This is a genomic window from Acidovorax radicis N35, assembly GCF_000204195.1.
Classification (GTDB): domain Bacteria; phylum Pseudomonadota; class Gammaproteobacteria; order Burkholderiales; family Burkholderiaceae_C; genus Acidovorax; species Acidovorax radicis.
Genome location: NZ_AFBG01000021.1, coordinates 610,501 through 635,510 on the forward strand (window position 1 = coordinate 610,501; position 25,010 = coordinate 635,510).

At 67.3% G+C, this 25,010-nt stretch carries 25 protein-coding genes; 13 read left to right on the forward strand and 12 right to left on the reverse strand.

Annotation, left to right across the window (positions count from 1 at the left end):
* Nucleotides 1-19: 19 nt before the first annotated feature.
* Complete coding sequence (locus ARADN35_RS0119770; RefSeq protein ID WP_029414218.1) at nucleotides 20-2,095, forward strand: acetoacetate--CoA ligase; 2,076 nt, start codon at nucleotides 20-22, stop codon at nucleotides 2,093-2,095.
* A 196-nt stretch (nucleotides 2,096-2,291) separates the two neighbouring features.
* On the opposite strand, the gene ARADN35_RS0119775 is transcribed toward ARADN35_RS0119770, so the two are convergent.
* Both ARADN35_RS0119775 and ARADN35_RS0119780 read right to left on the reverse strand, forming a co-directional pair.
* Entirely contained in the window at nucleotides 2,292-3,314 is a 1,023-nt protein-coding gene (locus tag ARADN35_RS0119775; RefSeq protein WP_010465237.1) for a Bug family tripartite tricarboxylate transporter substrate binding protein, read from the reverse strand.
* Between the two features lie 95 nt (nucleotides 3,315-3,409).
* On the reverse strand, nucleotides 3,410-5,395 hold the full coding sequence (locus tag ARADN35_RS0119780; protein WP_035197578.1) for an acyl-CoA synthetase: 1,986 nt from the start codon (nucleotides 5,393-5,395) through the stop codon (nucleotides 3,410-3,412).
* A gap of 226 nt (nucleotides 5,396-5,621) precedes the next feature.
* On the opposite strand from ARADN35_RS0119780, the gene pssA reads away from it, so the two are divergent.
* Both pssA and ARADN35_RS0119790 read left to right on the forward strand, forming a co-directional pair.
* Nucleotides 5,622-6,248, forward strand: a complete 627-nt coding sequence (gene pssA, locus ARADN35_RS0119785; protein WP_010465242.1) for a CDP-diacylglycerol--serine O-phosphatidyltransferase — start codon at nucleotides 5,622-5,624, stop codon at nucleotides 6,246-6,248.
* Between the two features lie 42 nt (nucleotides 6,249-6,290).
* Nucleotides 6,291-7,133 carry a PhzF family phenazine biosynthesis protein gene (locus ARADN35_RS0119790; RefSeq protein ID WP_010465244.1) on the forward strand — a complete coding sequence of 281 codons (843 nt, stop codon included), beginning with the start codon at nucleotides 6,291-6,293 and terminating at the stop codon, nucleotides 7,131-7,133.
* Between the two features lie 63 nt (nucleotides 7,134-7,196).
* Here ARADN35_RS0119790 and ARADN35_RS0119795 read toward each other — a convergent pair whose 3' ends face one another.
* The gene (locus ARADN35_RS0119795) at nucleotides 7,197-8,120 is read right to left on the reverse strand and encodes a LysR substrate-binding domain-containing protein (protein ID WP_035197576.1); all 924 of its coding nucleotides are present in this window, start codon (nucleotides 8,118-8,120) and stop codon (nucleotides 7,197-7,199) included.
* 66 nt (nucleotides 8,121-8,186) lie between these two features.
* Here ARADN35_RS0119795 and ARADN35_RS0119800 point away from each other — a divergent pair, with 66 nt between their 5' ends.
* Together ARADN35_RS0119800 and ARADN35_RS0119805 are read left to right on the forward strand one after the other, a co-directional pair.
* Nucleotides 8,187-9,332 carry an MFS transporter gene (locus ARADN35_RS0119800; RefSeq protein WP_035197502.1) on the forward strand — a complete coding sequence of 382 codons (1,146 nt, stop codon included), beginning with the start codon at nucleotides 8,187-8,189 and terminating at the stop codon, nucleotides 9,330-9,332.
* 55 nt (nucleotides 9,333-9,387) lie between these two features.
* Nucleotides 9,388-9,666: a hypothetical protein gene (locus ARADN35_RS0119805; RefSeq protein ID WP_010465250.1), complete on the forward strand. Its 279-nt coding sequence runs from the start codon at nucleotides 9,388-9,390 to the stop codon at nucleotides 9,664-9,666.
* Between the two features lie 605 nt (nucleotides 9,667-10,271).
* Here the strand turns inward: ARADN35_RS0119805 and ARADN35_RS0119815 are convergent.
* Both ARADN35_RS0119815 and ARADN35_RS0119820 read right to left on the reverse strand, forming a co-directional pair.
* Complete coding sequence (locus tag ARADN35_RS0119815) at nucleotides 10,272-11,195, reverse strand: DMT family transporter (RefSeq protein ID WP_010465255.1); 924 nt, start codon at nucleotides 11,193-11,195, stop codon at nucleotides 10,272-10,274.
* Between the two features lie 26 nt (nucleotides 11,196-11,221).
* Nucleotides 11,222-12,652: a hypothetical protein gene (locus ARADN35_RS0119820; RefSeq protein ID WP_010465257.1), complete on the reverse strand. Its 1,431-nt coding sequence runs from the start codon at nucleotides 12,650-12,652 to the stop codon at nucleotides 11,222-11,224.
* A gap of 478 nt (nucleotides 12,653-13,130) precedes the next feature.
* On the opposite strand from ARADN35_RS0119820, the gene minC reads away from it, so the two are divergent.
* The 3 genes from minC to minE are packed head-to-tail and all read left to right on the forward strand — an operon-like array spanning nucleotide 13,131 to nucleotide 15,031.
* Entirely contained in the window at nucleotides 13,131-13,898 is a 768-nt protein-coding gene (minC, locus tag ARADN35_RS0119825; protein WP_010465259.1) for a septum site-determining protein MinC, read from the forward strand.
* 44 nt (nucleotides 13,899-13,942) lie between these two features.
* Entirely contained in the window at nucleotides 13,943-14,761 is an 819-nt protein-coding gene (gene minD / locus ARADN35_RS0119830) for a septum site-determining protein MinD (protein ID WP_010465261.1), read from the forward strand.
* Nucleotides 14,762-14,764: 3 nt separating this feature from the next.
* Nucleotides 14,765-15,031, forward strand: a complete 267-nt coding sequence (gene minE, locus ARADN35_RS0119835; protein ID WP_010465263.1) for a cell division topological specificity factor MinE — start codon at nucleotides 14,765-14,767, stop codon at nucleotides 15,029-15,031.
* 87 nt (nucleotides 15,032-15,118) lie between these two features.
* Here the strand turns inward: minE and ARADN35_RS0119840 are convergent, their stop codons facing one another.
* Nucleotides 15,119-15,709 carry an MOSC domain-containing protein gene (locus ARADN35_RS0119840; RefSeq protein ID WP_010465265.1) on the reverse strand — a complete coding sequence of 197 codons (591 nt, stop codon included), beginning with the start codon at nucleotides 15,707-15,709 and terminating at the stop codon, nucleotides 15,119-15,121.
* Nucleotides 15,706-16,227 carry a flavin reductase family protein gene (locus ARADN35_RS0119845; protein WP_029414219.1) on the reverse strand — a complete coding sequence of 174 codons (522 nt, stop codon included), beginning with the start codon at nucleotides 16,225-16,227 and terminating at the stop codon, nucleotides 15,706-15,708. The genes ARADN35_RS0119840 and ARADN35_RS0119845 overlap by 4 nt, the downstream gene beginning before the upstream one ends.
* Nucleotides 16,228-16,414: 187 nt before the next feature.
* Between ARADN35_RS0119845 and ARADN35_RS0119850 the strand changes: the two genes are divergently transcribed.
* On the forward strand, nucleotides 16,415-17,203 hold the full coding sequence (locus ARADN35_RS0119850) for an alpha/beta fold hydrolase (RefSeq protein WP_010465269.1): 789 nt from the start codon (nucleotides 16,415-16,417) through the stop codon (nucleotides 17,201-17,203).
* Nucleotides 17,204-17,326: 123 nt separating this feature from the next.
* Nucleotides 17,327-18,085 carry a YdcF family protein gene (locus ARADN35_RS0119855; RefSeq protein WP_010465270.1) on the forward strand — a complete coding sequence of 253 codons (759 nt, stop codon included), beginning with the start codon at nucleotides 17,327-17,329 and terminating at the stop codon, nucleotides 18,083-18,085.
* Nucleotides 18,086-18,089: 4 nt separating this feature from the next.
* Here ARADN35_RS0119855 and ARADN35_RS0119860 read toward each other — a convergent pair whose 3' ends face one another.
* The gene (locus ARADN35_RS0119860) at nucleotides 18,090-18,665 is read right to left on the reverse strand and encodes a flavodoxin family protein (protein ID WP_010465272.1); all 576 of its coding nucleotides are present in this window, start codon (nucleotides 18,663-18,665) and stop codon (nucleotides 18,090-18,092) included.
* Nucleotides 18,662-19,321, reverse strand: coding sequence for a TetR/AcrR family transcriptional regulator (locus ARADN35_RS0119865; protein ID WP_010465274.1), 660 nt, complete (start codon nucleotides 19,319-19,321; stop codon nucleotides 18,662-18,664). The genes ARADN35_RS0119860 and ARADN35_RS0119865 overlap by 4 nt, the downstream gene beginning before the upstream one ends.
* A gap of 88 nt (nucleotides 19,322-19,409) precedes the next feature.
* Here ARADN35_RS0119865 and ARADN35_RS0119870 point away from each other — a divergent pair, with 88 nt between their 5' ends.
* Nucleotides 19,410-20,102, forward strand: a complete 693-nt coding sequence (locus ARADN35_RS0119870) for a hypothetical protein (RefSeq protein WP_010465277.1) — start codon at nucleotides 19,410-19,412, stop codon at nucleotides 20,100-20,102.
* Nucleotides 20,103-20,152: 50 nt separating this feature from the next.
* On the opposite strand, the gene ARADN35_RS0119875 is transcribed toward ARADN35_RS0119870, so the two are convergent.
* Nucleotides 20,153-21,052, reverse strand: coding sequence for a LysR substrate-binding domain-containing protein (locus tag ARADN35_RS0119875; protein ID WP_010465278.1), 900 nt, complete (start codon nucleotides 21,050-21,052; stop codon nucleotides 20,153-20,155).
* Between the two features lie 113 nt (nucleotides 21,053-21,165).
* On the opposite strand from ARADN35_RS0119875, the gene ARADN35_RS0119880 reads away from it, so the two are divergent.
* A complete protein-coding gene (locus tag ARADN35_RS0119880) occupies nucleotides 21,166-21,870 on the forward strand; it encodes an SDR family oxidoreductase (RefSeq protein WP_010465280.1) in 705 nt (234 codons plus the stop codon).
* Between the two features lie 69 nt (nucleotides 21,871-21,939).
* Here ARADN35_RS0119880 and ARADN35_RS0119885 read toward each other — a convergent pair whose 3' ends face one another.
* A complete protein-coding gene (locus ARADN35_RS0119885) occupies nucleotides 21,940-23,283 on the reverse strand; it encodes a D-amino acid dehydrogenase (protein ID WP_010465282.1) in 1,344 nt (447 codons plus the stop codon).
* Between the two features lie 176 nt (nucleotides 23,284-23,459).
* On the opposite strand from ARADN35_RS0119885, the gene ARADN35_RS0119890 reads away from it, so the two are divergent.
* A complete protein-coding gene (locus ARADN35_RS0119890; protein WP_029414220.1) occupies nucleotides 23,460-24,380 on the forward strand; it encodes a LysR family transcriptional regulator ArgP in 921 nt (306 codons plus the stop codon).
* 36 nt (nucleotides 24,381-24,416) lie between these two features.
* On the opposite strand, the gene ARADN35_RS0119895 is transcribed toward ARADN35_RS0119890, so the two are convergent.
* A complete protein-coding gene (locus ARADN35_RS0119895; RefSeq protein ID WP_010465286.1) occupies nucleotides 24,417-24,989 on the reverse strand; it encodes a midcut-by-XrtH protein in 573 nt (190 codons plus the stop codon).
* Between the last annotated feature and the right edge of the window lie 21 nt (nucleotides 24,990-25,010).

The following is a 25,010-nucleotide window of genomic DNA, read 5'->3' on the forward strand; positions in this document are numbered from 1 at the left end:
ACTGGTACGCTGCGTCGCCATGGAGACAACACCAACCACCCCGCCTTTCATTCCCCAGATCCGGCTGTACCAGAACTGGCTTCGCGACGAGCGCGGGCTCGCGTTCGACAGCTACGACGCCCTGTGGCGCTGGTCCACCACCGAGCTGGACGCCTTCTGGCAAAGCGTGTGGGACTACTTCGAGATCGAATCTCCCACGCCCCACACCGCCGTGCTGGGCAAGAACACCATGCCCGGCGCCCAGTGGTTTCCGGGTGCCCAGGTCAACTACGCGCGGCAGGCGCTGCGCCATGTGGACGCCGCCCACGCCGCCGGCCTGCCCGCCATCATCAGCCGCAACGAAAAAGGCCATCACCGCGAGTTGAGCTGGCCCGAGCTGCGCCGCCAGGTCGCGTCGCTGGCCCTGCACCTCAAGGCCCAGGGCGTGTCGCCCGGCGACCGCGTGGCTGCCTACCTGCCCAATGTGCCCGAGGCGATGATCGCCTTCCTGGCCACGGTGAGCATTGGCGGCGTGTGGAGCATCTGCGCCCCTGACATGGGGACGCATGCGGTGCTTGACCGGTTCCGGCAGATCGAGCCCAAGGTGCTCATCAGCGTGGATGGCGTGACCTACGGCGGGCGTGACCACGACCGCACGGGCGTGCTGGCCGAACTGCGCGCCGACCTGCCCAGCGTGCAGCACGTGGTGGTGCTGGGCAATCTTGATGCTTCTGTTTTGATAGCTGATTGCGCAGGCTGGAAAAGCGCTACAGCTCAAAATGACACTGAAACTGCGGCCTTCGAACCGATGTGGCTACCGTTCGACCACCCGCTGTGGATCGTCTATTCCAGCGGCACCACGGGGCTGCCCAAGCCCATCGTGCACGGCCATGGCGGCACGGTGCTGGTGGCACTGCAGCTCAAGGTGCTGCACAACGACATCGGCTGCAGCTACGCGCCCAACAGCTTCGGCGAGCGCTACCACTGGTACAGCTCCACGGGCTGGGTGATGTGGAACGCGCAACTCTCGGGCCTGCTGTCGGGCACCACCTGCGTGATCTACGACGGCAACCCGGGCGGCAGCAAGGAGAACCCCGACTGGGGCGTGCTGTGGCGCTTTGCGGTCGACACCGGCGTGACCTTTTTCGGTGCGGGTGCCGCATTCTTTGCCAACTGCATGAAGGCGGGCATCACGCTCGCGGACTATGGCGACTTGACGCGCATCCGCGCTTTAGGCACGACCGGCTCGCCGCTGTCGCCCGAGGTGCAGGAGTGGGGGACTGCCCAGTTCGAGGCGCTGGGCACATCCGACATCTGGTGGAACAACATCTCGGGCGGCACCGATTTTTGCGGCGCCTTCATAGGCGGCAACCGCGAGATGCCACAAGTCGCTGGCGAGATGCAATGCCGCATGCTGGGCGCTGCCGTGGAGTCGTGGGACGCCGAGGGCCGCCCCGTGCAGGACGCCGTGGGTGAGCTGGTCTGTGCGCAGCCCATCCCGTCGATGCCGCTGTACCTGTGGGGTGACAAGGACGGCAGCCGCTACTTGTCGAGCTATTTCGACATGTACCCCGCAGGCCACGGCCGCTTGCCCGGCGGTGGCGACGGCCCCGCCAGCATGGGCGCCGTCTGGCGCCATGGGGACTGGCTCAAGATCGGTGCCAACGGCGGCTGCGTCATCTACGGTCGCAGCGATGCCACGATCAACCGCCACGGCCTGCGCATGGGCACGAGCGAGATCTACAGCGCGGTTGAATCCCTGCCCGAGGTGCTCGACAGCCTGGTGGTGGATCTGGAGTACCTGGGCCGCGAGAGCTACATGCCACTGTTTGTGGTGCTGCGCCCCGGCAGCGTGCTCGACGAGGCCCTGCGCGGCCGTATCAACGGTGTGGTGCGCACGGCGCTGAGCCCCCGTTTTGTGCCCGACGACATCTTTGTGGTGGCCGAGGTGCCGCGCACGTTGAGCGGCAAGAAGCAGGAGCTGCCGATCAAGAAACTGCTGCTGGGCCAGCCCATCGAGAAGGTGGTCAACAAGGACGCGATGGCCAACCCGGGGTGTCTGGATTGGTATGTGGCGTTTGCGGCGGAGCGGGCTCAGAAACTGCAAAATTCATAGCTGCTCGCGCTTGTTGGATGGGCGGTTGCGGCAATTTTGGCTTGGATTTGTGTGTTGTCATACCACCCATGTGGCCCTAGCCAACCAAGCACCAGCGGCGCCTCGGTGTGACTCCCTCTCCCGCGAGGGGAGAGGGAGTGTTCAGGGGCGCCATGACCGATGGGGGCGATAGAAGGCTGCCCCGCCCCTCAATCCGTCAATCCAGCTTCGCGCCGGACGCCTTGATCAATCGCTCCCACACCGGTCGCTCCTTGGCAATCGCGGCGGAAAACAGCGCGGGTGAGCTGTTCTGCACATCAAACCCCATGGCCGCGATGCGCTGGGCCACGTCGGGCAACTGCGTGGCCTTGCGCACTTCGGCGGCAATGCGTTCCAGGATGGGCGCGGGCGTGCCGGCCGGTGCGCCGAACGCCAGCCAGCCCGCCACGCGGTAGGCCTCGTCGTTCAGGCCCTGCTCGGCCAGCGTGGGCACGTTGGGCAGGGTGCCCATGCGGTGTTCGCCGCTCACGCCGATGGCCTTGAGCTTGCCCGCGTCGATGTGCGCCTTGACCTGCAGCGCGCTCGCAAACGCGATCTGGATCTGGCCGCCCAGCAGGTCCTGCACCATGGGCGCCTCGCCCCGGTAGGCCACGTGGCTCATGTCGGCGTTCTGCGTGAGGCTCATGTAGGCCCCGGCCAGGTGCGGATACGCGCCCGTGCCATACGAGCCATAGGACACCTTGCCCTTGTTCGCCACCACGTACTTGAGCAGCTCGGGCCCCGTGGCTGCGGGTACGCTGGGGTGGGCCACCAGCACCAGCGGCGCAATGGCGATCTGGTAGATGGGCGCGATGTCGCGCTCGGGGCTGTAGGGCAGCTTGGTGTAGAGGAACTGGTTGGTGAGCATCGAATTGCTCAGGCCCAGCAACAGCGTGTAGCCGTCGGGCGCAGCCTTGGCCACCGCGTCGGTGCCGATGATGCCGGCCGCACCGGGCTTGTTGTCGATGACCATGGGCTGGCCCAGTCCCACCGACATCTTCTCGGCCAGCACGCGCGCCAGCACATCGGTGGCGCCGCCTGCGGCAAAGGGCACGATCACCTTGATGGGCTTGTTGGGGTAGGCGGGTGCCTGCGCAAAGACGGCCGTGCTTGTGCCGGTGCCGACACAGGCCGCAGCGGCGGCCAGCGCGGCATTGCCCAGCCAGTGGCGGCGGTTCATCAACGGATGGTGGAAGGGCATGCGCTGTCTCCTGTCGTGGTTGTTGTAAGAAGCAAAGAAACCGAACGGGCTCCGCCGTGCATGGTGGCGCGCCGGCAGGGGTCTGTCACGCGGGCTTATGCGGGTGGGTGATCGATTTCGGGCGCCGGGCCGCTGGCCACCGTGACGGTGAGAGGCAGGGGCGCGAGCACTTCGCGCAGGCGGGCGAGCAGCGCGTCCGTGTCGGCGGGGGCCGCGCTGGCAGACGTGACGGTCACGCGCACGGCGCTGTCGCCCTCGGGCTGCACCTGGGGGCGGGGCTGGCCCAGGGCTTCGGCGCACACGCTATCGACCAGCGCCTGCACCGTGTGGCAGGCCGCGCGCTGGCGCAGATCGGGCTTGTAGATCTTGCCGACATTGGTCACCGGCATGGTGCCCAGCACCTGCACCCAGCGCGGGCGGGCGACGGCCTCGTCCACGCGCTCGGCGGTGAAGGCCAGCAGCTCGGCCTCGGTCGCCTCAGCGCCCGGCACCAGCGTCGCATAGGCCACAGGCAGCTCGCCCGCATAGGCATCGGGCGCACCCACCGCGGCGGCAAGCTGCACGGCGGGGTGGGCACCCAGTGCGTCCTCGATCACCTTGGGGTCGATGTTGTGGCCGCTGCGGATGATGAGGTCCTTGGAGCGGCCGCTCAGGTGCAGGCGGCCCTGCTCGTCCACAAAGCCCAGGTCGCCCGTCGCTAGCCAGCCATCGGGCGTGAAGGCCTTGGCCGTGTCGGCTGCATCCAGAAAGCCCGAGAACAGGTTGGGCGACTGGAACAGCACCATGCCGGGCTCACCGGGCGGCATGTCCTGATCAGACGCATTGCCGTGCGCATCCAGCGCCACGATGCGCAACTGCGTGTACGGCAGCGGCCAGCCCACGCAGCCCGCGGGCGCGTGCACGCCGGGCGGGGTGATGGTGGAGATGCCGGCCATTTCGGTCATGCCCAGGCTTTCGTGGATGTGCAGGCCAAACAGCCGCTCAAACCGTGCCGCCAGCTCGGGCGCGAGGATGGCCGCGCCCGTGCGGCAGTAGCGCAGCGTGGAGATGTCCGCCCCCTCCAGCGGCACATTGGCCAGCGCCGCCAGCACCGTGGGCACTGCAGAAAGGTAGGTGCAGTGGTAGTGCTCCACCAGCCGCCAGTAGTTGGCGATGACCTGCCGGTTGCGGAACAGTCCGGTGGTCGGGATGATGGTTTCCACCCCGGCCGACAGCGCCGCCAGCGAGCCCGGCAACACCCCCGCCACATGGAACAGCGGGTAGCCGTTGATGCCCACGTCCCCGGGCGTGATGCCCTGCATCTGCACGCAGCCCCACGCCGTGAATACCTGTGCACCGTGGCTGTGGCGCGCGAGCTTCGGCGCACCCGTGGTGCCCCCGGTGTGGAAGTAGGCGGCGATATCGCTGGCCACGATGTGGCGGCCGCTCACCAGATGGTCGCCGGGGTGCTGCAAACGCTCGGCCAGGTCCACCACTCCCTCGGGCAGCGGGCCCGCAGCACCGGGGGCTTCGTCGTGGGGCGCCACGCGCAGCAGTGTCGTCAGGGTGGGCACCATGCCCATCAGGCGCTGGGCCTTGCTCCAGTAACCCACATCGCCTTCGGCGCCATAGGCGATCAGCACCTTGGCGTGTGCCAGGGTCATCATGGCTGCGATCTTCTCGTCGGTGAGCATGGGGTTGAGCGGCTGCACAATGCCCGCCGCCTCGCCCCCCCACAGCGCCAGGTGGTATTCCAGGCAGCCGGGCAGCAGCACGGCCACGGCGTCCTGTGGACCCACGCCCAGCATGTGCAGCAGGTTGGCCGTCTGGTGGATGCCGCAGAGCAGTTGTGCGTACGACCAGCGGATGGGTTCGTCCGCCGGGTCGGCCGTGGGCAGAAAGGTCAGCGCCGTCTTGTCGCCAAACGCATGGGCGGCGTTGCAGAAGATTTCGTAGGTGCTTTGTACCGGCAGCGCCGTACCCAGCGGCCGGGCTTCGAGCCGCTGCACGTCCTGCAGGCTGCGCACCGGGGCGGTGGGGGCAAACGGAGGGTTGCGGGGCGGCGCTGACGTGGTTCGGGGGGCTGCGGGGGTGGTGGTCATGGGGTCGGCAGTGAACGGATCAGGCATTGTTGGGCTACCCGGCCTTCCTGACAATCGCCGGGCGTCCCCGCCGGGACGCGCTGCGGGGCGGTACCCCTGCCCGGTATCGCCGCTCCGCCGAGCGGGCGGTGTGCCTACAGAAAACGCCGTGCACAGCCGCTCATAATGCGGCGTCCTGAGAACGTAACCACGTTCTCGCCTGCATGGCGCGACCGGAGCCCTCGACATGAACACACCCCAACATCCCAAGCGTTTCTCCATGATCCGCGAATTCCACCTGGCCGACTGGTTCACGCTGGGCAACGCGGTCTGCGGCGTGGGGGCGCTGTTCTCGTCGATGACCTACCTGGAAACCGGCGACGTGGTGCACGTGTATTTCGCCTGCGCCCTGGTGCTCGCCGCGCTGATCTTTGATGTGCTGGACGGCCGCATCGCCCGCTGGCGCCAGAAGAGTTCGGCCATGGGCCGCGAGCTGGATTCGCTGGCCGACGTGATCTCGTTTGGCGTGGCCCCGGCCATCATTGCCTATGGCTGCGGCATGCAAGGCCTGTACGACCGCATCGTGCTCGCCTACTTCGTGGCCTGCGGCGTGTCGCGTCTGGCGCGCTACAACGTCACGGCCGAAACCCTGTCGGGTGACGACGGCAAGGTCAAATATTTTGAAGGCACGCCCATCCCCACCTCCATCGTGCTGGTGGGCCTGCTGGCACTGGCCGCCTGGCTGGGCGCCGTGCGCGAGAGCCTGTGGTTTGGCAAGGTGCTGATCGGCGGCTTCACGCTGCACCCGCTGGTGCTGCTGTTTGCGGTATCCGGGTCGTTGATGATCAGCCGGATTCGGATTCCCAAGCTCTGAGCCACTGCCTGGCTCGTCCTGTCGTTCTGGATGTTGAATACCATGGCACTTCAAAAAATCGCAGCGTTTTCCGACGGCACACAGGGCGGCAACCCCGCCGGTGTGTGGATCGGTGACGAGCTGCCCGCCCCTGCCGACATGCAGCGCATTGCCGCCGAGGTCGGCTTCTCTGAAACCGCGTTTGCCGCCCCGCTGGGCGAAGGCCGCTGGCGTGTGCGCTATTTTTCGCCCGAGAGTGAGGTGCCTTTTTGTGGCCATGCCACCATTGCCCTGGGAGCCGCGCTGGCGCAGCGCGAGGGCGACGGTGTGTTTGTGCTGTCACTGAGCCAGGCCGAGATCACGGTCGAAGGCCGCCGACAGGGCGAGCTGGTGCAGGCGGCGCTGCAGTCACCGCCCACGCACAGCGGGCCCGTGCCAGCGGCGCTGCTGGCCGATTCCCTGTCCCTGTTCGGCCTCAGCGCGGCCGATCTGGACCCGCGCATCCCGCCTGCACTCATCCATGGCGGCGCCAACCACCTGGTGCTGGCCTTGCGCAGCCGTGCGACGTTGGCGGCCATGCACTACGCGCTGGACGCCGGCCGCACGCTGATGGTGAATGCCGGGTTGGTCACCATCGTGCTGGTGTGTGTGGAGTCCAACCGCCTGCTGCACACCCGCAACGCCTTTGCCTCGGGCGGCGTGCTCGAAGACCCGGCCACGGGCGCTGCCACCGCCGCGCTGGCGGGCTACCTGCGCGACCTGGGCTGGCCCCACGGCGGCGCCATCGATGTGGTGCAGGGCGAGGACATGGGCATGCGCTCGCGCCTGCGCGCCGAGGTGGGGCCGGTGGCGGGCAGCTCCATCCGCGTGTCGGGCACGGCACGGTGGATGGGCGACGGGGAATGATTTGGCATTTGCTATATATTTTATAGCTATTGACGCTTGATGATAAAGCGCTAGACCTCGTTTTTAATCAGAAATCGGCTGTACGGGGACTGCTTCGGAAGGCGCTGATGCTTCCATCTCTTCCCTGAGCCACTGCACAAAACGCAGCGTCTCCAGCGACGGGTCCGGGGCCGTGCCGAAGTAGTGCCGGGTCAGCGGCAACCGCAAGGTGGGCAAAGGCGACACCAAGCGCCCCGACGCCAGGTCGTGCGTGATCAACGACACCGGCGCCATCGCAAAGCCCAGCCCGTCCACGGCGGCCTGCAGCACAAAGTGCAGGTGATCAAACTGCAGGCAGCCGGCAGGCTGGAGCGCTGGCGCGTTCACCTGCTTCTTCCAGCTTTCCCAGTCCTTGCTGCGCGACTTGGACAGCAGCAGCACGTGGGACGACAACGCCTCGGGCCGCGTCACCGGGCGCTGGGCGAACAGGGCAGGCGACCCCACCACCAGTGCCTCGTCCTCCAGGAACGGATGGACCTGCAAACCCGGCGGCCACCCGCGCGGGCCGCGCCGCAGGGCCAGGTCGAAAGCCTCGGCCGCATGGTCGGGTGCCAGCGTGCTGGTGATGACCTGGGGCTCGATGTCCGGATGTTGGGCCACAAAACCCGGCAGCCTGGGGATCAGCCAACGCACCGCAAAGCTGGGCCGCACGTTGATCTTGACGCTGCGCAGGCCGGCGTCGCCCCGCAGCGACTGGGCGGCGGCGCCGATCTGCGCGAGTGCAGGCCCGACCTGCGCGTGAAACTGATGCCCCGCCGCCGTGAGCAGCACCTGCCGCGTCTTGCGCTCGAACAGGTCCACGCCCAGGTGCTCCTCCAGCGCCTTGATCTGGCGGCTGATGGCGCTGTGAGTGACATGCAGCTCCAGCGCAGCGCGTGTAAAGCTCTGGTGGCGCGCCGCCGCCGCAAAGGCGCGGACGGCGTTGAGCGGGGGCAGGCGGGGTGACATGCGTGCAATTTTGTCACGCATGGGGCGCAGCAATATCGTTTGTCGCGCCGGGCACCGCCGCGCACCATGCGGGCCATGCCACAGCCTCCAGCCAACCCCTCTGCCTCAGACCTCCACTCGCGCCGCGCCGCCTTGGCGCTGGGCCTGTCACTCCCCGGGGACACGGTGCTCTACCTGCTGCTGCCGATGTTTGCCCCGGCGTTTGGCGTCACCCTGTTCGAGGCGGGCATTCTGCTGGCCGCAAACCGCCTCGTGCGCATTGCGGGCTACGGGGCGGTGGCGCGGTTCTATGCCCGCCATGGCGAGCGCCTCACCTGCTCGCTGGCCGTGCTGGCCGCCGCCGCGTGTGCGTTGGGGTACGCCACCCTCAGCGGCTTCATCGCCTTGTTGGGCCTGCGGCTGCTGTGGGGCCTGGCGTTTGCGGCGCTGAACCTCGCCACGCAGGCGCTGGCCACGGCCGAGCCTGTGGGCGCAGCGCGCCGCGCCGGGCAGTCGCGCGCCTTTGCAGCGCTGGGGCCCATGCTGGCCCTGCCCGCTGGCGGTGTCTGCGCGCTCTGGTGGGAGCCCCGGGCCATCTTCTTTGTGTTTGCGGCTGTTGCGTTGTGCGCCTTGCTGGCCACGCGGCACTTGCCCGCCCAGCCGCATGCCCTGCCGCCCCCGGAGAAGCGCTGGGGCAGGCTCCCCGGTAGCCTGGACCGTTTTTCATTCGTCGAGGGGCTGGTGCTGGACGGCCTGTTCATCATCGGCTTGTCGTACCTGGGCCGCGATGTGCTGCCGGGCCATCCGGTGATCGTGGCGGGGCTGTTGCTGTCGGTCCGCTATCTGGCCGAGATCGTGCTGAGCGCGTTGGGCGGCGACCTGGCCGAGCGCTACGGCGCCGAAGTGCTGCTGGTGGGCTTTGCGGTGCTGACGTCGGTGGCCCTGGTGGGTTTTGGCCTGGGGTGGCTGTGGACCAGCGCACTGGCCATCGTGATTTTGCGGGCCCTGCTGCTGCCGCTGTTGCCACCGCTGGTGGCGCGCCGCACGCCGGGGCCGGGGCGCATCCAGGCGCTGGCGACACGGTCGGTGTGGCGGGACCTGGGCGCCGGTGCGGGCCCGGTGCTGGCGGGTGTGCTGCTGCCCATTGCACCCTCTGCCTGGGTGTATGGCGTTGCAGCCTTGCTGCTGTCGGCCACGGCCATCGCCTGCTGGGTGCCGCGCAGCGACGAATGAGGCGCCGATCGTCCATCGCCCCCTTTTTACAACCTTCCGTTTTGGAGAAGTCCCCGTGAACATCCACACCACCTTGATCCGCTGCGCCGGTGGCACCGTTGACCTGCCCGCGCGGCCCATGAACCACCGCAGCGATGGCGGGCATGTGCTGGTCCACCCGCCGCGCCCCGTCTGGGAACGCAGCGAGCTGACACCCGAAGAGCTGGCGCATTGGTCGTGCCTGGTGGCCGCAACGGGCCGGGCCATGCTCGACACCTTGCCGCAGCTCGCTGGTGGCTGCCTCAATTACTGGGATGCAGGCAACAACGCGCTGAACCCGCTGGCCCACCCCTAGAGCCTGTTCAAAGTCTTTTTGGAGGTCGCATTGGAGTGCAATCGGGATGAGTGGATGCTTCGGATGCGCCGCATGGGCTCGTGCCCATGCAAGCAGCCGGGGCGTTCAATCACCCGATTTCACTCCAACCCTTCGGGCAAGTGCCTTGCCGGGCGGTCTGCGGCGTTGCGGCGCTTGTTGATAGCCAAGCTATCAACTGCGCACCGCGCCTTGCATCCCATCCCGGCAAGGTACTTGTGCGACTCCAAAAAGACTTTGAACAGGCTCTGAGGCCCAAAACCCCCGCGCTGCACCGCAAGATGCACCTGCACGTGTTTGGAAGAAGCCCCCGGGCCACCCACCCGGACTGGCTGTGGGGCGAACCGCCCCGGTTTCCGAATTTTGCGCAGTCTGAGGCTTGGACCCAGCAGTTCACACGACTGGAGGACGATGAGGGCGCCGCGCTGGGTGCGCGCATTCAAGTGTTGCTGGATACGCGGTACGCACTGAGTCGGGTTGGCTGACAACACCCGCCTGCAAAAGAATTGCTATCAAAATAGCAGCGTTGAGCGCTTTTTGGTAAAGCGCTAGGCCGTGTTTTTATGCAAACTCTTTTGTCCCGGGTACTACGCGACCGCAGGCCGCCGGTTCACCAGCACGATGCCTGCCGCCACCAGCACCAGCGCCGCCACAAGCCCGGGGGTGATGGGCTCGCCCAGCCACCAGGCGCCAAACAGCAGCGCAAACACGGGCGTGAGGAACACAAACACCGAGATCTTGGTGGCCGGGTAGTGCGCCAGCATCCACATCCAGGCCAGGTAGCTCACAAACGCACCCACCAGCGCCTGCACCAGCAGCGAACCCCAGGCAAAGCCGCTGAACTGCCAGACCCACGCCTCGCCCAGGCCCAGCGACAGTACGGGCAGTACCGCCGTGCTCACGCCCACCTGGTACAGCAACTGCTTGGCCGGGGCCACGCGCGCCAGCGGCGTGGTGCGGATGACCACCGTGGTCAGCGCCCACATCAGCCCGGCCGCCAGCCCGAGCAGATCGCCCAGCCATGCCTGGGGCAGGGCGGCATTGGCGGGGCCCAGCAGCCCGTCGCCCAGCGCCAGCCCCACGCCCACAAACGCGGCAGCCAGGCCCAGCCACTGCCAGCCTTGCAGGCGCTCACCAGGAATGAAGCGCGGCAGCAGCAGGGCTACCCAGAACGGCGAGGCGTACAGAAACACCGTGAGCCGCGAGGCGGTGGTGTACTGCAGGCCCAGGTAAATACACGCAAACTCGCCCGCAAACAGCGCCCCGGCCAGCAGCCCGGCGCGGGCTGCCCCGGCAGGCTCGGCCGCCGCCGACAGCCGCACGCCACGCCACAGGCACCAGGCCGCCACCGCCACCGTGGCCAGCGCAAAGCGCACAAACGCCTGGAACACCGGCGCCACCTCGGCCACCGTGGCTTTGACCAGCACCTGCTGGAAGCCCCAGAACATGCAGCAAGTCAGCAACAGAGAGATGGCGAGGGCGTCGAGGTGGGGCTTGCGGGTGTGGGGCATGGCGCGGTGGTTCGCAGATCAGGCGATCAAGGGCAAGCCCAGGTGCCACTGCTGCGCGTGAACAGCGAACCTCCGTAGAACAGGGCATTGCCGTCGTTTGCCAAGGCCCATTGGACGCCGGAGCGCGCCATGACGGCCTGCCTGCGCCAGTTTGCGCTGCCATCGCGTGCAAACACAGCGATGTGCCACGCGGCGTTGCTGTAGGACCCTGCTGGCACGGGCGCTGTGTTCCAGGGTTCCGTGCTGCCGCAGGTGAGATCCCCGGTGCCGATGTTGAACTCTGCGGGCTGGTTGCCCGGCAAGTGATTGGCTTCGACAGCCAGGGTGTTGCCATCGCTGGACAGCTTCACCGTGCTGAACCGTGATGCGGCAATGTCCAGAAAATTCATGATCCCGGCGGGCAGGCGCGCTTGTTCGCTCCATGCGCCTTCAGGGCTTTGCACATAGACGTACAGGTACGGGGGTGTGGTGAACTGGGTTCTGGTGAATGCGCCACCATTCACGGCCAGTGTGCGGCCGTCGCCCGACAGGGCCATCGCCGACCCTACGGAGGTGGCAGCTGGCGCCAGATAGCTTTGGGGGGCCCACGCAGTGCCGGTGCGCAGGTACGTGAAAACGGCGTTGGTGTCGGAGCCTGCGGAACCCGAACGGCCCGTGACGGCGAGCACGTTGCCGTCGGCCGACAGCGCCGTGTTGTCCGCAATCACTTTGCAGGGCTGCGTGCATGCCGGGGGCGTCTGCGTCGCGTCCACCGTGGTTTGGAGGCTCCAGGTGGCGTTGCTGCGCTGGTATACCTGCACGGGCGGCGCGTCGGCATTGAAAAAACCGCTCACGGCCAGGGTGTTGCCGTCTGCGGACAGCACCAGCCGGGTCGCGCGAGACGAAAACATGGCCTGCTGCTGCCACGGATGGGCAGTCGAGCTGCGCGCGAAAATGTACAAATTGTCCAAGGCGACGGCCAACGTCAGTCCGTCCCGGGACAGGGATTCGAGGGAGGTATTGCCCACGGACGTCTTGAGGGGCGAGCGTCCTGTGGGGAATTCGTAGCTGATGCTCTTGGCAATATCGAACACCTGGGCCGCCGTGAACGCGCCACATCCCGTGGTGTTGCATGCACGCAAGCGGTAGGTCGCGTTGATGAAATCGGCATAGCGGTAACGGCCAGTGGTGAGACTGCCATTGAATTGCTGATTGAAGGAAGAGTAGGTGAAACCCTCCGCGTCGCCCATCCGGGCTTCAGGCTGGGGGCCTGGGCCATCAGGGTCGGTGAAGAGCTCGTAGCGGGTTGCCTCTGGCGTTGCCTTCCAGGAAAAAAAGGCAAACGAACCGACTGTGAAGTTCTCTGGAGCGGCCAATTGGGTGGGCGTCTCGACAGGGCTGGAATCAGATCCACCCCCACAGCCTGCCAAGGCCAGCGCGGCACAGCTGAGTGCCAGCGCGGTGCGCAGGGCGCTCATGGCCTGAGGGGTTTCTCGGTGGGCTCTTTTCTGAGCAAGGGTCAAGTTGGCGTCATGCATACATGCTCTTTCTCTGAAGGGTGAAGTCGTATCCGCATACCTGTGGCGGGCCGTGGCGGGGGATTCCACCCTTCCCAAGGTGTTTCCCAGCAGGCTTGATCCAAATATATCTGCATTCCAGACTATCAAAATGATAGCTGTCGACGCCGAATTAATAAGCGCAACAGCACAGTTTGATACAAATAACACCCCGCCCTCCGGCGGACCAGCACGATCCCGCTGCCTTCAGCGACTGCACCGGCAGCGAGCCCCGGGCAAAGCCGCTGAACTGCCAGGCCCGAGCCTCGCCCAGGTCCAGCGACAGCGCTGACGGGCTCCTAGACTGCTGCCAGAGCACGCTAAACAGGCGCTTACACAGGCCCACGGTACACTTTGCGCCTTCTGAAACGGTTCCCGCGCTCCTTTCCACACCCCATTCATGGCCCTTACGACGGCGGCGCAGTCCCGCACCAGCTTTGACCTCAAGAGCGCCTCGCTGCCCGTGGTGGCCGTGGTGCTCAAGACCACCGACGCCGCGCAGTTTGCCGCCGACCTGGCCGAGCGCGTGGCCGACGCCCCGGGCTTTTTTGACAACGACCCCGTGCTGATCGACCTGGCCGCCGTGCGCGAGGCCGAGGCTCCCATCGACTTTGCCGCCATCGTGGCCGAACTGCGCAGCCGCAGCACCCTGCCCGTGGCCGTGCGCGGCGGCAGCCCCGCCCAGATGGACGCCGCGCGCGCCGCAGGGCTGGCCGCAGCGCCTGACGCGCCGCCCGCCCGCGCGGAAGCCCCTGCTGCCCCCGTGCAGGAAGTGGTGCGCGAGGTGATCCGCGAGGTCGAGGTCGAAGTGGTGCGTGAGGTGCCCATGCCCGGCCCCGGCACCGTGGTGGTGGACAAACCCCTGCGCTCGGGCCAGCAGGTGTATGCACGCGGTGCCGACCTGGTGGTGATGGCCGTGGTGAGCTTTGGCGCCGAGGTGATTGCCGACGGCAACATCCACGTCTATGCCCCGCTGCGCGGCCGTGCGATTGCCGGGGCACGTGGCAACACCGAAGCCCGCATTTTCTCGACCTGCCTGGAGCCCCAGCTGGTCTCCATCGCGGGCATCTACCGCACCACCGAGACCGAGTTGCCTGCCGATGTGCGCGGCAAGCCGGCCCAGGTGCGGCTCGACGGCGAGAAGCTCATCATCGAGCCGCTTGCCTGAGTTCTTATTTCATTCGTACCAACCCCACAGAGAATCAGCAACACATGGCCAAAATCGTCGTCGTGACCTCCGGCAAGGGTGGCGTGGGCAAGACCACCACCAGTGCCAGCTTTGCCACCGGCCTCGCCCTGCGCGGCCACAAGACTGCCGTGATCGACTTTGACGTCGGCCTGCGCAACCTGGACCTCATCATGGGCTGCGAACGCCGCGTGGTGTATGACCTGATCAACGTGATCCAGGGCGAGGCCAACCTGAACCAGGCCCTCATCAAGGACAAGCAGTGCGACAACCTGTTCGTGCTGGCCGCCAGCCAGACGCGCGACAAGGACGCCCTGACCCAGGACGGCGTGGAGAAGATCCTGAAGGACCTGGCCGAGATGGGCTTTGAGTACATCGTCTGCGATTCGCCCGCTGGCATCGAAAGCGGGGCGCTGATGGCCATGCACTTTGCCGACGAGGCGCTGCTGGTGACGAACCCCGAGGTGTCGTCCGTGCGTGACTCCGACCGCATTCTGGGCATGCTGGGCAGCAAGACCAAGCGCGCTATTGAAGGCGGCGAGCCCATCAAGGAGCACCTGCTCATCACACGCTACAACCCCAGCCGCGTGCAGGACGGCCAGATGCTGAGCCTGGAAGACATCCAGGACATCCTGCGCATCAAGCTGATCGGCGTGATCCCCGAGTCGGAAGTGGTGCTGCAGTCGTCCAACCAGGGCACACCCGCGATCCATGCCAAGGACTCGGATGTGTCCGAGGCCTACAAGGATGTGATCGAACGCTTCCTGGGCGCCACCGACAAGCCGCTGCGTTTCATCGACGCGGAAAAGCCAGGCTTCTTCAAACGCCTGTTCGGGAGCAAATAAGCCATGGCTTCTTTCCTGTCCTTCCTGCTCGGCGAGAAGAAGAAAACCGCCAGCGTCGCCAAGGAGCGGCTGCAGATCATCCTGGCGCACGAGCGCAACGGCCGCAACGCCGCCGAGCCCGACTACCTGCCCGCGCTGCAGCGCGAGCTGGTGGCCGTGATCTCCAAGTACGTCAAGATCAACCCCGAAGACCTCAAGGTGCACCTGGAGCGCCAGGACAACCTGGAAGTGCTGGAAGTCAAGATCGAGCTGCCCGACACGGTGCGTTGAAGGCCCGGTTTCGAGCCAAATTGGGCTCTGGCGCTTATCTGGTAAGCGCCAGTAGCTATCAAAATTGATGAATCCAGTGGGGCCTGGTTAACGCGAGTGCTTTGCCCACTTGCCTGCCAGCGCCTGCGCAATGCTCAGCCCGCGCTGCCCGGGCACCAGCGTGGCGGTCTCTCCGGCAGCGATGGTGCCGGGCTGGTCCACCGCCAGGTAGTAGCCGCAGCATCCGGCCAGGGCCATGGTGCGGCCCGCCTGCGCAAAACCCATGACGGCATTGAACTTGTAGCATGGCTCGCGCGGTGCACTCACCCGCAGCACGCAGTGGGGGAAGTGCCATTCATCGCCCACAAACACATCCGCCTCCAGCGGCCCGTCGATGGTGAGGTTCTCCCCCATGAAACCCGGCGGCAAGGTTTCATCGAACAGGCTCACGCCGCGTTCGCGGCGCTGTGCCTGCCAGAACGCGTAATGGGCGGCAGGGTAGGCGTATATGGCCTTGCCCAGGCCACCGTGCACGCTGGGGTCTGCCTGCTCGTCCCCCGCCAGGCCCAGCGGGCCCACGGCCACCGGGCCGGTGATGGGCGCCTTGCCGATGGCGGTGAGCACCGAGCGTTCGCCCACCTTCAGGCGCCGGGCCAGGCCGATGTTCACGTGGCGCACGGCCACGGTGGGGGTCGTCACAGAGGGTGCTCGGTGTAGAACTTGCCCCCGTGGTACAGCAGGGGCGAGATGCCTTCGCGGTGCTCGCAGCGCTCGACCTCGCCCACAAAGATGGTGTGGTCGCCCTCCTTGTACTGGCTGCGGTTGAAGCATTCGAACGTGGCAGCAGCCCCGGCCAGTAACGGGGCACCGCTGATGCCGGGCCGGTGTTCCAGGCCTGCCCAGCGGTCGATGCCGCGCGTGGCAAAACGCTCGGCCAGCGCCTTCTGGTCTGCGGCCAGCACGTGGATGGCGTAGTGCGAGCCATCGGCAAAGGTGGGCAGGGTGCTGGCGCCGTGCGACAGGCTCCACAGCACCAGCGGGGGTGCCAGCGACACCGAATTGAACGAACTGGCCGTGAGGCCCACCAGGTCACCCGCTGCCGTGCGGGCCGTGACGATGGTCACGCCCGTGGCAAACATGCCCAGTGCATCGCGAAACTCGCGTGTGGAGAAGCTCGGTGGCAGGGCGAGGGCAGGGCGGGGGGGCGAAGGGTTCACAAAAGCGGTGCCAGCGGTGGCAGCAGGGGGGAGCAACTATTATCAGGCGCCACCCACCACCGCGCTGTTGCGGGGTTTACTTCCGTAAGACTTGCGCAAATCGGGATGCAGCAACCACCTGGCGTGGGGGCGAGCTGCCTGCCTGAAACCCGTTGTGCGTAGTCATTCTTGTTCCGCTTTCCACCGCATGGCCGTTCTTCCTACCTTCACCGCCCTGGGCTCCGGCCCCACCGTGCTCATGCTGCACGACGCCGATGGCGACCACCTCACCTTTGCCCCCCAGGTGGAAACACTGGCCACGGTCGGCTACCGTGCCGTGGCCTGGAACATGCCGGGCTATGGCCGCAGTGCGCCCGTGGAACCCTACACCTTCAAGGCGCTGGCGCAGAGCTGCCTAGCCTTGATCGACGCCCTGCAGGGGGGCCCGGTCACGCTGGTGGGGCACGGCATGGGCGCCATGGTGGCGCTGGAGGCCGCCGTGCGCAGCCCATCGCAGGTGCAGCGCCTGGTGCTGTGTGCGGGCGGGCCGGCGCTGGACGCGCAGGCGGTGGAAGACTGGGTGGCGCCCCGGCTGCGCGCCCTGACCGCACTGGATGGCGGTGGCAGCATGGAGGCGCTGGCGCTGACGCTGGTACCCCAGTTCATCGGCACCGGTGCTCTGCCCGAAGGGGTGCGGCTGGCCAGCCATGCACTGGCCCAGGTGTACCCGGGGGCCTACCGGCGCGCGCTGGAGGCCTTGCCCACGTTTGATCGCGGGGCTGCCGCGCTGGCCCACCTGGCCATGCCCACGCTGCTGGTGGGGGGCGAGCTGGACCGCTGCACACCCCCCGTGGCCCTGGAGGCGCTGGCCCAGGTGCTGCCCGATGCGCAGACCCTGGTGCTGCCCCATGTCGGGCACTGGCCCCAGCTGGAGGACCCCGAGGGTTTCGATGCCGCGCTGCTGGACTTTCTGGCCCAGCGGCGGATGCTGCACTGAGCTTGCCCCACCCAGCGCGGCCGTTTTATGCGGCCTTCCAAACGGTCCGTTTTTTTCCTGCCATGCCAAGGCGCCACCGGGCGGGTGCGTGCAGGTCTGATTGCTCCTTCTCCTTCTGTTGCCATGTGGTTTGCCCTGAAGAAAATACTGTCTGCGCTGCTGTTGCCCCCGGTGTCCAGCATCCTGCTGGCGCTGTTGGGGCTGTGGATCGCGCGGTACCACCGCCGCACGGGCATCACGGTGGTGGTGCTGTCGCTGCTGTCGGTGCTGGTGCTGTCCTGGCCGCCGGTGTCGGATGTGCTGGTGCGCAGCCTCGAGCGCTATCCGGCGGTCGTCCCCCAGCAGTTGCTTCAGTCGAAGGTCCAGGTCATCGTGGTGCTGGGCGGTGGTGCCGACACCGTGGCCCCCGAGTACGGCGTGGATGTGCTCAGCCGGGGCGCCCGCGAGCGGGTGCGCTACGCCGTGTACCTGCAGCAGCAGGCGGGCTTGCCCATCCTGGCGACGGGCGGCTCCACCGGCGGCACGCGGGCCGAGGCGCTGGTCATGAAGGACGTGGTGGAGCGCGAGTTCAAAGGGCGGGTGCGCTGGACCGAGGTGGAGTCACTCGACACCCGCAGCAATGCCGAGAAATCCGCCGCGCTGCTCAAGGCAGCGGGCATCGAGCGCATAGCCCTGGTCACCCATGGCTGGCACATGGTGCGCGCGGCCGAGGCCTTCGAGCGCGCCGGGCTGCAGGTGCTGCCCGCGCCCATGGGCTTCAAGGGCGGGCAGGCCCGCAAGCTGTACCGGGTGTTGCCGCGCGCCTCCGCGCTGGCCGACAGCAGCCTGGCGCTGCACGAATGGCTGGGCATCCTGGCCCAGCACGGGTCGCTGGATCGCTAAGCCGTCAACCTGCGGCCGGTGTCGGCAGAAAACGGCTGGCTGCCTCCATCGCCTGCGCATCGGCTTGCACCGCGCCCGGTGGCCCGCCCTTGCCCCACAGGGCGCCGCCCCAGGTCATCGACAAAAACTGCGCGCACAGCGCCACCGAGTCGATCATGGGCTGGGCCTTGGTGCGGTCGCCGCTGGTGGTGATGAGCGCCAGCGTCTTGGCGGCCATCGGCTCCTTGAAGGCCAGGCCGGGCACGCGCATCCAGGCGCTCCAGTGGTCGAGGTAGGTCTTGAGCGGCGAGGGAATGCTGTACCAGTAGACCGGCGCTACAAAGACGATGTGCGTGGCTGCCAGCGTGGCGTCGAGCAGGGTCTTCATGTCGCCTTCGGGCGGTGCATAGGTGCCCGTGGTGTGGCGCTGGTCCACGAAGGGCGGCAGGTGCAAGTGCGCCAGGTGGTGCCAGGTTTGTGGGGTGCCGGCAGGCAGTGCGGCGGCGGCCTGGCGGGCCAGCCATTCGGTATTGCCGGTGTGGCCCGGTTCGCGGGTGGAGGTGGTGAGAAAGAGGTAGTGCGGTGCGGTGGGCGTGGTCATGGCGCCATCGTAGCGCCGCCCCGCAGACCCGTGCCCGGTGCCAGGGTTGCGATGCACAGCTCCACCAGCGCCTGCTCGAATTCGGGGCTGTCCAGCAAGGGCGACTGTTCCAGCGATGCCGCCCGCACCGCACCCATGAAGGCGCGGGTGAGCACAAACAGCTGGGCCGCCGAGGGTGCGGGCATCTGCTGCTCTTGCGCCACGCGCTGCAGGTGCAGGGCCAGCCGCTCGCTGGCGCCGCGCACCGAGATCAGCACGGACGCGCGGTAGTCGAGCTTCCACGACAGGCGGGCGAGTGCGCGCCCTTCCCGGGCGCCGCCGCCAAAGGCCTGCAGGTAGTGGCGCACGTACCCGCGCACCTGCTGCTCGGGCGTCCAGCCTTCGGTGCGGGCCTGGGCGAGCAGGGCGTCCAGCTCCAGCATCACCTGGTCGCAGTGCTGGTCCAGCATGGCCAGGAGGATGGCTTCCTTGCTTGGAAAGTACTGGTAGAGCGAGCCCACGGACACACCAGCAAGCTCGGCGATGCGGTTGGTGGTGAGCGCGTCCTCGCCCTGTGTGGCCACGATGCGTGCGACGGCTTCGAAGATGGCATCGACCGTGAACTGCGAGCGTTCCTGGCGTGGCGAACGGCGGGGGGCGGAGGAGGCAGGGGACATGGGGAAACCTGAGCGCAATGCGAGTAGGCGGACACGGCGCCGCTGCTTATTCTGCCGCCAGTCCCACGCAACCTCCGGAGAAAACTTCATGCACGCAACCAGCCAACTCGCCCTGGGAGCCGCCGCCGTCGGCCTGGCAGGCACCTGGGCATGGCGCCAGCGCCTTGCGCTGCGGGCCGTGCACCGCGCCAGTGCCATCGCGCTGGCATCGTTCCTGGCGGCCCATCTGCTGGGCCACCTGGCGGGGCTGGCGGGAGCGGCAGCGCACCAGTCGGTGCTGGAAGCCCTGCGCCTGGTCTACCGCCAGCCGTGGGTCGAAGGCGTGCTGCTTGGCTGTCTGCTGTTCCAGATGGGCAGCGGCCTCACCTTGCTGTGGCGCGGGCGGGGCCGGCGCCGTGGGGGCGTGGCGTGGATGCAGGCCCTCTCGGGGGGCTACCTGGCGCTGTTCCTGGTGGTCCATGTGACGGCCGTCTTGGCGGGCCGGTTTCAGGGCGTGGACACGAACCTGCAGTTTGCAGCGGCGGGCATGCACACACCGCCCTGGCAGTGGTTCTTTGGCCCGTACTACTTTTGCGCCGTGTTCGCGCTGGGCACGCATGTGGGCTGCGCCTTGTACTGGAACCTGCCGGAGCCCCTGCGGGCGCGGGCGTTGGTGGGATCGATGCTGACGGGCTGGCTGCTGGCCGTTTGCCTGGTGGTGCTGCTGGCGGGCGGATTCCATGCGCTGGAGATTCCGGTCCGCTACCTCGCCCCCCTGGACGGGCTCGCAGGTCGGGGTTGAAGGGGGCCAGAGCATCCGCGTTGCCTGCGGCTTTTGCCGCGGATGCGGTTTTATGCGCTGGCCTGGCTTCGCAGCCACGCCCTCACGCCCGCGACGACCTCGGGTGCGCGTTGCTTGCGCGGAGCCACGAGGTAATAGCCAGCACCCGTGCGCGCTTCTTCGTCAAACACCTTGGCCAGCCGACCGGCGGACAGGTCCTGCGCCACAAACTCTTTCTGCACCAGCGCGAGCCCCTGGCCGGTCAGGGCCGCGTCGATCGCGAGCGTCGTCTGGTTGAACCAGATGGTCTGTGGTGTGGGATCTGAAGCCACAGGAGCGGGCGGCGTGTGCTGCGCAAGGTAGTCGGCCCATGGAGACTGGGAGTCGTGCAGCAGCACGTAGCGGCTGATGTCCCCCGCCGTGTCGGGTGGCCCGGAGCGGTGCAGCAACAGCGGGCTGCCCACCGCCACCAGGCACTCTTCGAACAGGAGATCGGCCGTGAGCCCCGGGCCGAATGGAGGGCGGCCGTACCGCACCGCCAGGTCCACCGCCTCGGTCTGAAAGTGCGACAGGCGCTCGGTCGCCAGGATCCGCAGATCCACACCGGGGTGCAGGCGCGTGTAGTCCGCCAGCCTCGGAATGAGCCACTTGGTGGCGAAGGTCGGAGTGACGCTGACCGTCACATGCAGGGGCTCGGGCCGCAGGCCCTGTGTGGCATCGGCGAGCATCTCGAACGCGCGCCGCACGTTGGTGGCATAGCGCTGGCCGTTGTGGGTCAACACCAGGGTGCGCGGGTGCCGCTCGAACAGCTTGAGGCCCAGCTCTGCTTCGAGCGCACGAATCTGCTGCGCCACGGCGCCCTGGGTCACGCCCAGCTCCAGTCCGGCCAGGCGAAAGTTGAGATGGCGGCTGGCGGCCTCGAACGCTCGCAGCGCATTGAGAGAGGGCGTGGGGCCCAACGGGGAGGTCATGGGTGTAGATTTTCTACTGAATCGAAGCACGGTGGCTGCTCCGTCCGATCGTCCAAAACGTAAAGGGTACGGAACAATTGCCAGATGCCGGTGTGCGGCATCCAAGGACGATCATGGCAGTAGAAAAAGTAGCGCTTATCACCGCGGGCGGCACCGGCATTGCCGCTGCCACCGCCCGCCGGTTGGCGGAGGATGGTTTTCAGGTCGGCATTCTTTCGTCGTCGGGCAAAGGCGAGGCCTTGGCCCAGGAACTCGGAGGCGTTGGCGTCACGGGGTCCAGCCGGTGCCTGGCGGATCTGGGCCGCCTGGTGGATCTGGCGCAAGCCCGCTGGGGCCGGGTCGATGTGCTCATCAACAGCACTGGCCACGAACCGCGCGCGCCGTTGTTGTCCCTGGCGGATGAGCGGTGGCTGGAGGGGACGGACACCTATCTGCAGAGCGTGATCCGGCCCACGCGGCTGGTGACCCCGTTGATGCAAGCGCAGCGTGGTGGCGTGATCGTCAATCTGTCGGCGGCCTGGGCGGTGGACCCGAGCGCGCTGTTTCCGACATCGGCGCTGGTTCGCGCCGGGCTGGCTTCATTCACGCGGATCTTTATCGACAGCCATTCGCGGCACAACATCCGCATGAACAACGTGTTGCCGGGCTGGATTGACACCTTGCCCGTGTGGGAAGAGCGCCGCACCACCGTGCCCCTGCAGCGGTATGGGCAGGCCGCCGAAGTGGCTGCGACCATCGCGTTCCTGGCTTCGGAAGGCGCGGGCTACATCAACGGGCAGAACCTGCGGGTGGACGGTGGCCTCGCGCTGGCCACCTGAGTGCGCGCGCGCAGGGCGCGGTTTGGTGCGATCGGTCTGCCCCAACCCGGGCAGGTTGTGTGGGTGTTCTCAGGCGGCCAGCGCCGTGGTCGATGTGTGCCGTGCAGAGCCGCTGTGGCCCAGGAAGCCGAAGTTCATCGCAGGCTGTTCGCCGCTGATCAGCTCGGCCAGCGCCTTGCCCGAGCCCGCACCGTGCGTCCAGCCCAGCGTGCCGTGGCCCGCATTCACCCAGAGCTTGCCCACGCGGGTCTGCCCGATGAACGGGATGTTGGTGGGGGTGGCCGGGCGCAGGCCGGTCCAGTACTGCGGGTCGCCGCCCTGTTCGGGGGTGCGGGTGTCGCATACGCCGGGCAGGATGGCTTCGATGCGGCGCGACAGCATGTGGCAGCGTGCGCGGGCCAGTGTGCTGTCGAGCGTCAGGTCCCAGCCGTTGAGTTCGATGGTGCCCGCCACGCGCAGGTGGTTGCCCAGGCGGCTCATGGCGATCTTCTTGCCGTCGTCGATGGTGGAGACCATGGGCGCGCCCTCGGGCTTGAGCAGCGGGAACGTGGCGCTGTAGCCCTTGCCAGGGTAGATCGGCAGGTCCACGCCCACGCTGCGCAGCAGCGGTGCGCTGTAGGAACCGCAGGCGACGACGACGGCGTCGGCCTTCAATATGAAGTCTTTTTTGCCGCCAGCGCTTGCCTGTTTTGGCATGACAGCTACTGAATCAATAGCATTGCCGATTTTATTCAGGCGCAGCACATCGTGGCCGTAGAGGAACTGCGCGCCGCGCGCCATGCAGCGGCGGGCCAGCTCCTGCGTGAACACGCGGGCGTCGCCGCTTTCGTCGGTGCTGGTGTAGGTGCCGCCGGTGATCTTGTCGCCGTAGGCCTTGAACGCGGGCTCGATCTGCAGCAGCTCGTCGCGGCTTACCAGGCGGCGCTGCACGCCGTGCTTGCGCATGAGTTCCACCGCGTGGCCGGCGGCGTCAAAGGATTTCTGGTCGGTGTAGAAGTGGGCAATGCCGCGTTCGAGCCGGTTGTATTCGATGCCCGTGGTGCTGACCAGGTCCTTGAGCGCGGCATGGCTGTAGGCGCCCAGCGCCACGATCTGCTGCACATTGCGCTCGAACGCGGCGTCGTTGCACTGCGCCAGGAACTGCAGGCCCCAGCGCCACTGCTGCCAGTCCATCTGCGGGCGAAACAGCAGCGGGGCTTCCTTGTCGAACATCCACTTGAGCGCCTTGAGCGGCGCCTCGCGGTTGGCCCAGGGCTCGCAGTAGCTCACCGAGATCTGTGCTGCATTGGCAAAACTGGTTTCGAGCGCAGCATCGGGCTGGCGGTCGATCACGATGACTTCGTGACCGCGTTCCAGCAGATGCCAGGCCGTGCTGATGCCGATGATGCCGGCGCCGAGAACAATGGTTTTCATAAGCGGAATGCGTTGTGAACCTGTACGTGCCACCCGCCCCAGTGCGGGACACGATGGGGCGCAGTGTGCGCGACATTGCATTCAACTAAAAGCAAAATTAAACTTACTCCAAAAACATCAGCGCACCTAATAAACGGTGCGGTAGAGACAACCCTCTTTTGTTCGAGCCCGAGACCATGAGCACCTACGATCCCGCCGCCCTGGAATGCCTTGCCGCCATTGTTGAAGAGGGCGGCTTCGAGCGCGCTGCGCAGCGCCTGAACGTCACGCAGTCGGCCGTCTCACAGCGCCTGCGCGCCCTGGAGGCGCAGGTGGGCTCGGTGCTCATCGTGCGCAGCCGTCCGCTGCGGCCCACGTCGGCCGGGCAGCTGCTGCTCAAGCACACCAAGCAGATGCGCCTGCTGCGCGCCGACCTGGAGCGCGACCTGCAGGAGCTGGCGCCCAGCGCGCCGGGCGGATCGCGCGAGGACGAGCGCATCTCGATTGCCATCAACGCCGACAGCATCGCCACCTGGGCCATGGGCGCCCTGCACGAGCTGGTGCGCCAGCGCCTGCCGCTGGAAATCATCGTGGACGACCAGGATTTCACGCAGGAATGGCTGCGCTCCGGCCAGGTGCTGGGCTGTGTGACCACGCTCAAGCAGGCCCTGCGCGGCTGCAAGATGGTGCCGCTGGGCGCCATGCACTACGTCGCCGTGGCTTCGGCCAGCTATGCGGAGCAGTACCTGCCCCAGGGGCTCACGCCGCACAACTTCCGCGAGGTGTCGTTCCTGTCGTTCAACCGCAAGGACGACATGGCTGCCGAGTTTGTGGCGCGTGCATTCGGGCTCAAGCGCGTGGCGCTCAGCCACCTGTTCGTGCCGGGCTCCGAGGCGCAGATGCGTGCCGTGGCCGCAGGCTGGGCCGTGGGGGTGATGCCCGAGCTGATGGCGCGCGAGGCGCTGGCGAACGGCAGCATGGTGAATCTGGCACCGGGCCGCTCTTTGCCCATCCAGCTGTACTGGCACTGCTGGAACCTGGAGTCGGCGGTGCTGGATGCGCTCACGGCCGCCCTCACCGCTACCGCAGCGCGGACGCTGGAGGCCCCTGCGGCATAGGCGGGGTGGTGTGTGCTCCCTTTGGAAGGGGGCCTCTCAGTGCAGGCGCCCCACCCGGAGGTAGCACACGGCCATCGGCGCCAGCATCTGCCCGACGGTGCACCGGTCATCGGTGTCGAAGAGGCGATGCACCGGGGTCACGCTGACTGCCGTGATCTGCTGGGGCCGGTCCGTGGTGTTGCGCACTTCGTACACGTGCAGGTAGTCCCTGAACGCAATTTCCAGGTCCGGGTGGTCGGGGATGTCGGCGACACCCCCGGCCGGGTTGTCCAGCACGACCTCGCTCGACGGCAGTGCGATGGCCTGCCCGCCCCAGGGCATGCACAGCAGCGCCGCACAGGCCAGCAGCCCGGGCACCAGGGCGCGCACCACGCCGTTCGCCCCATGGCGCAGCAGGTGGCGGGCCAGCGCGGCCAGAACCAGCGCCAGCGCCGCCAGGGCCCACTGCGACAGCGTGGGCACGGCCTGCACGCTGGCCAGTGGTGCATAGGCCACCGTGCCCACGGGTGCACCTTGGGCCCAGGCGGTGGGGGCGATGGCAGCGGCGGCCCACAGCAGGGCGCTGCGCGGGGCGGTTCCGAGGCGGAGGGAGGGATTGTTTTTTTGCATTGAATTGCCTTCTGGCGCTTG

Bases quoted from the DNA above. Each gene is read 5' to 3' on its own strand.
- ARADN35_RS0119865 (WP_010465274.1), bottom strand. From the start codon at position 19,321: ATGTCCCCTGCCTCCTCCGCCCCCCGCCGTTCGCCACGCCAGGAACGC.
- ARADN35_RS0119870 (WP_010465277.1), top strand. From the start codon at position 19,410: ATGCACGCAACCAGCCAACTCGCCCTGGGAGCCGCCGCCGTCGGCCTG.
- ARADN35_RS0119880 (WP_010465280.1), top strand. From the start codon at position 21,166: ATGGCAGTAGAAAAAGTAGCGCTTATCACCGCGGGCGGCACCGGCATT.
- minE (WP_010465263.1), top strand. From the start codon at position 14,765: ATGGCTTCTTTCCTGTCCTTCCTGCTCGGCGAGAAGAAGAAAACCGCC.
- minD (WP_010465261.1), top strand. From the start codon at position 13,943: ATGGCCAAAATCGTCGTCGTGACCTCCGGCAAGGGTGGCGTGGGCAAG.
- ARADN35_RS0119850 (WP_010465269.1), top strand. From the start codon at position 16,415: ATGGCCGTTCTTCCTACCTTCACCGCCCTGGGCTCCGGCCCCACCGTG.
- ARADN35_RS0119775 (WP_010465237.1), bottom strand. From the start codon at position 3,314: ATGCCCTTCCACCATCCGTTGATGAACCGCCGCCACTGGCTGGGCAAT.
- pssA (WP_010465242.1), top strand. From the start codon at position 5,622: ATGAACACACCCCAACATCCCAAGCGTTTCTCCATGATCCGCGAATTC.
- ARADN35_RS0119795 (WP_035197576.1), bottom strand. From the start codon at position 8,120: ATGTCACCCCGCCTGCCCCCGCTCAACGCCGTCCGCGCCTTTGCGGCG.
- ARADN35_RS0119815 (WP_010465255.1), bottom strand. From the start codon at position 11,195: ATGCCCCACACCCGCAAGCCCCACCTCGACGCCCTCGCCATCTCTCTG.
- ARADN35_RS0119770 (WP_029414218.1), top strand. From the start codon at position 20: ATGGAGACAACACCAACCACCCCGCCTTTCATTCCCCAGATCCGGCTG.
- ARADN35_RS0119860 (WP_010465272.1), bottom strand. From the start codon at position 18,665: ATGACCACGCCCACCGCACCGCACTACCTCTTTCTCACCACCTCCACC.
- ARADN35_RS0119875 (WP_010465278.1), bottom strand. From the start codon at position 21,052: ATGACCTCCCCGTTGGGCCCCACGCCCTCTCTCAATGCGCTGCGAGCG.
- minC (WP_010465259.1), top strand. From the start codon at position 13,131: ATGGCCCTTACGACGGCGGCGCAGTCCCGCACCAGCTTTGACCTCAAG.
- ARADN35_RS0119895 (WP_010465286.1), bottom strand. From the start codon at position 24,989: ATGCAAAAAAACAATCCCTCCCTCCGCCTCGGAACCGCCCCGCGCAGC.
- ARADN35_RS0119800 (WP_035197502.1), top strand. From the start codon at position 8,187: ATGCGGGCCATGCCACAGCCTCCAGCCAACCCCTCTGCCTCAGACCTC.
- ARADN35_RS0119890 (WP_029414220.1), top strand. From the start codon at position 23,460: ATGAGCACCTACGATCCCGCCGCCCTGGAATGCCTTGCCGCCATTGTT.
- ARADN35_RS0119885 (WP_010465282.1), bottom strand. From the start codon at position 23,283: ATGAAAACCATTGTTCTCGGCGCCGGCATCATCGGCATCAGCACGGCC.
- ARADN35_RS0119790 (WP_010465244.1), top strand. From the start codon at position 6,291: ATGGCACTTCAAAAAATCGCAGCGTTTTCCGACGGCACACAGGGCGGC.
- ARADN35_RS0119780 (WP_035197578.1), bottom strand. From the start codon at position 5,395: ATGACCACCACCCCCGCAGCCCCCCGAACCACGTCAGCGCCGCCCCGC.
- ARADN35_RS0119855 (WP_010465270.1), top strand. From the start codon at position 17,327: ATGTGGTTTGCCCTGAAGAAAATACTGTCTGCGCTGCTGTTGCCCCCG.
- ARADN35_RS0119820 (WP_010465257.1), bottom strand. From the start codon at position 12,652: ATGAGCGCCCTGCGCACCGCGCTGGCACTCAGCTGTGCCGCGCTGGCC.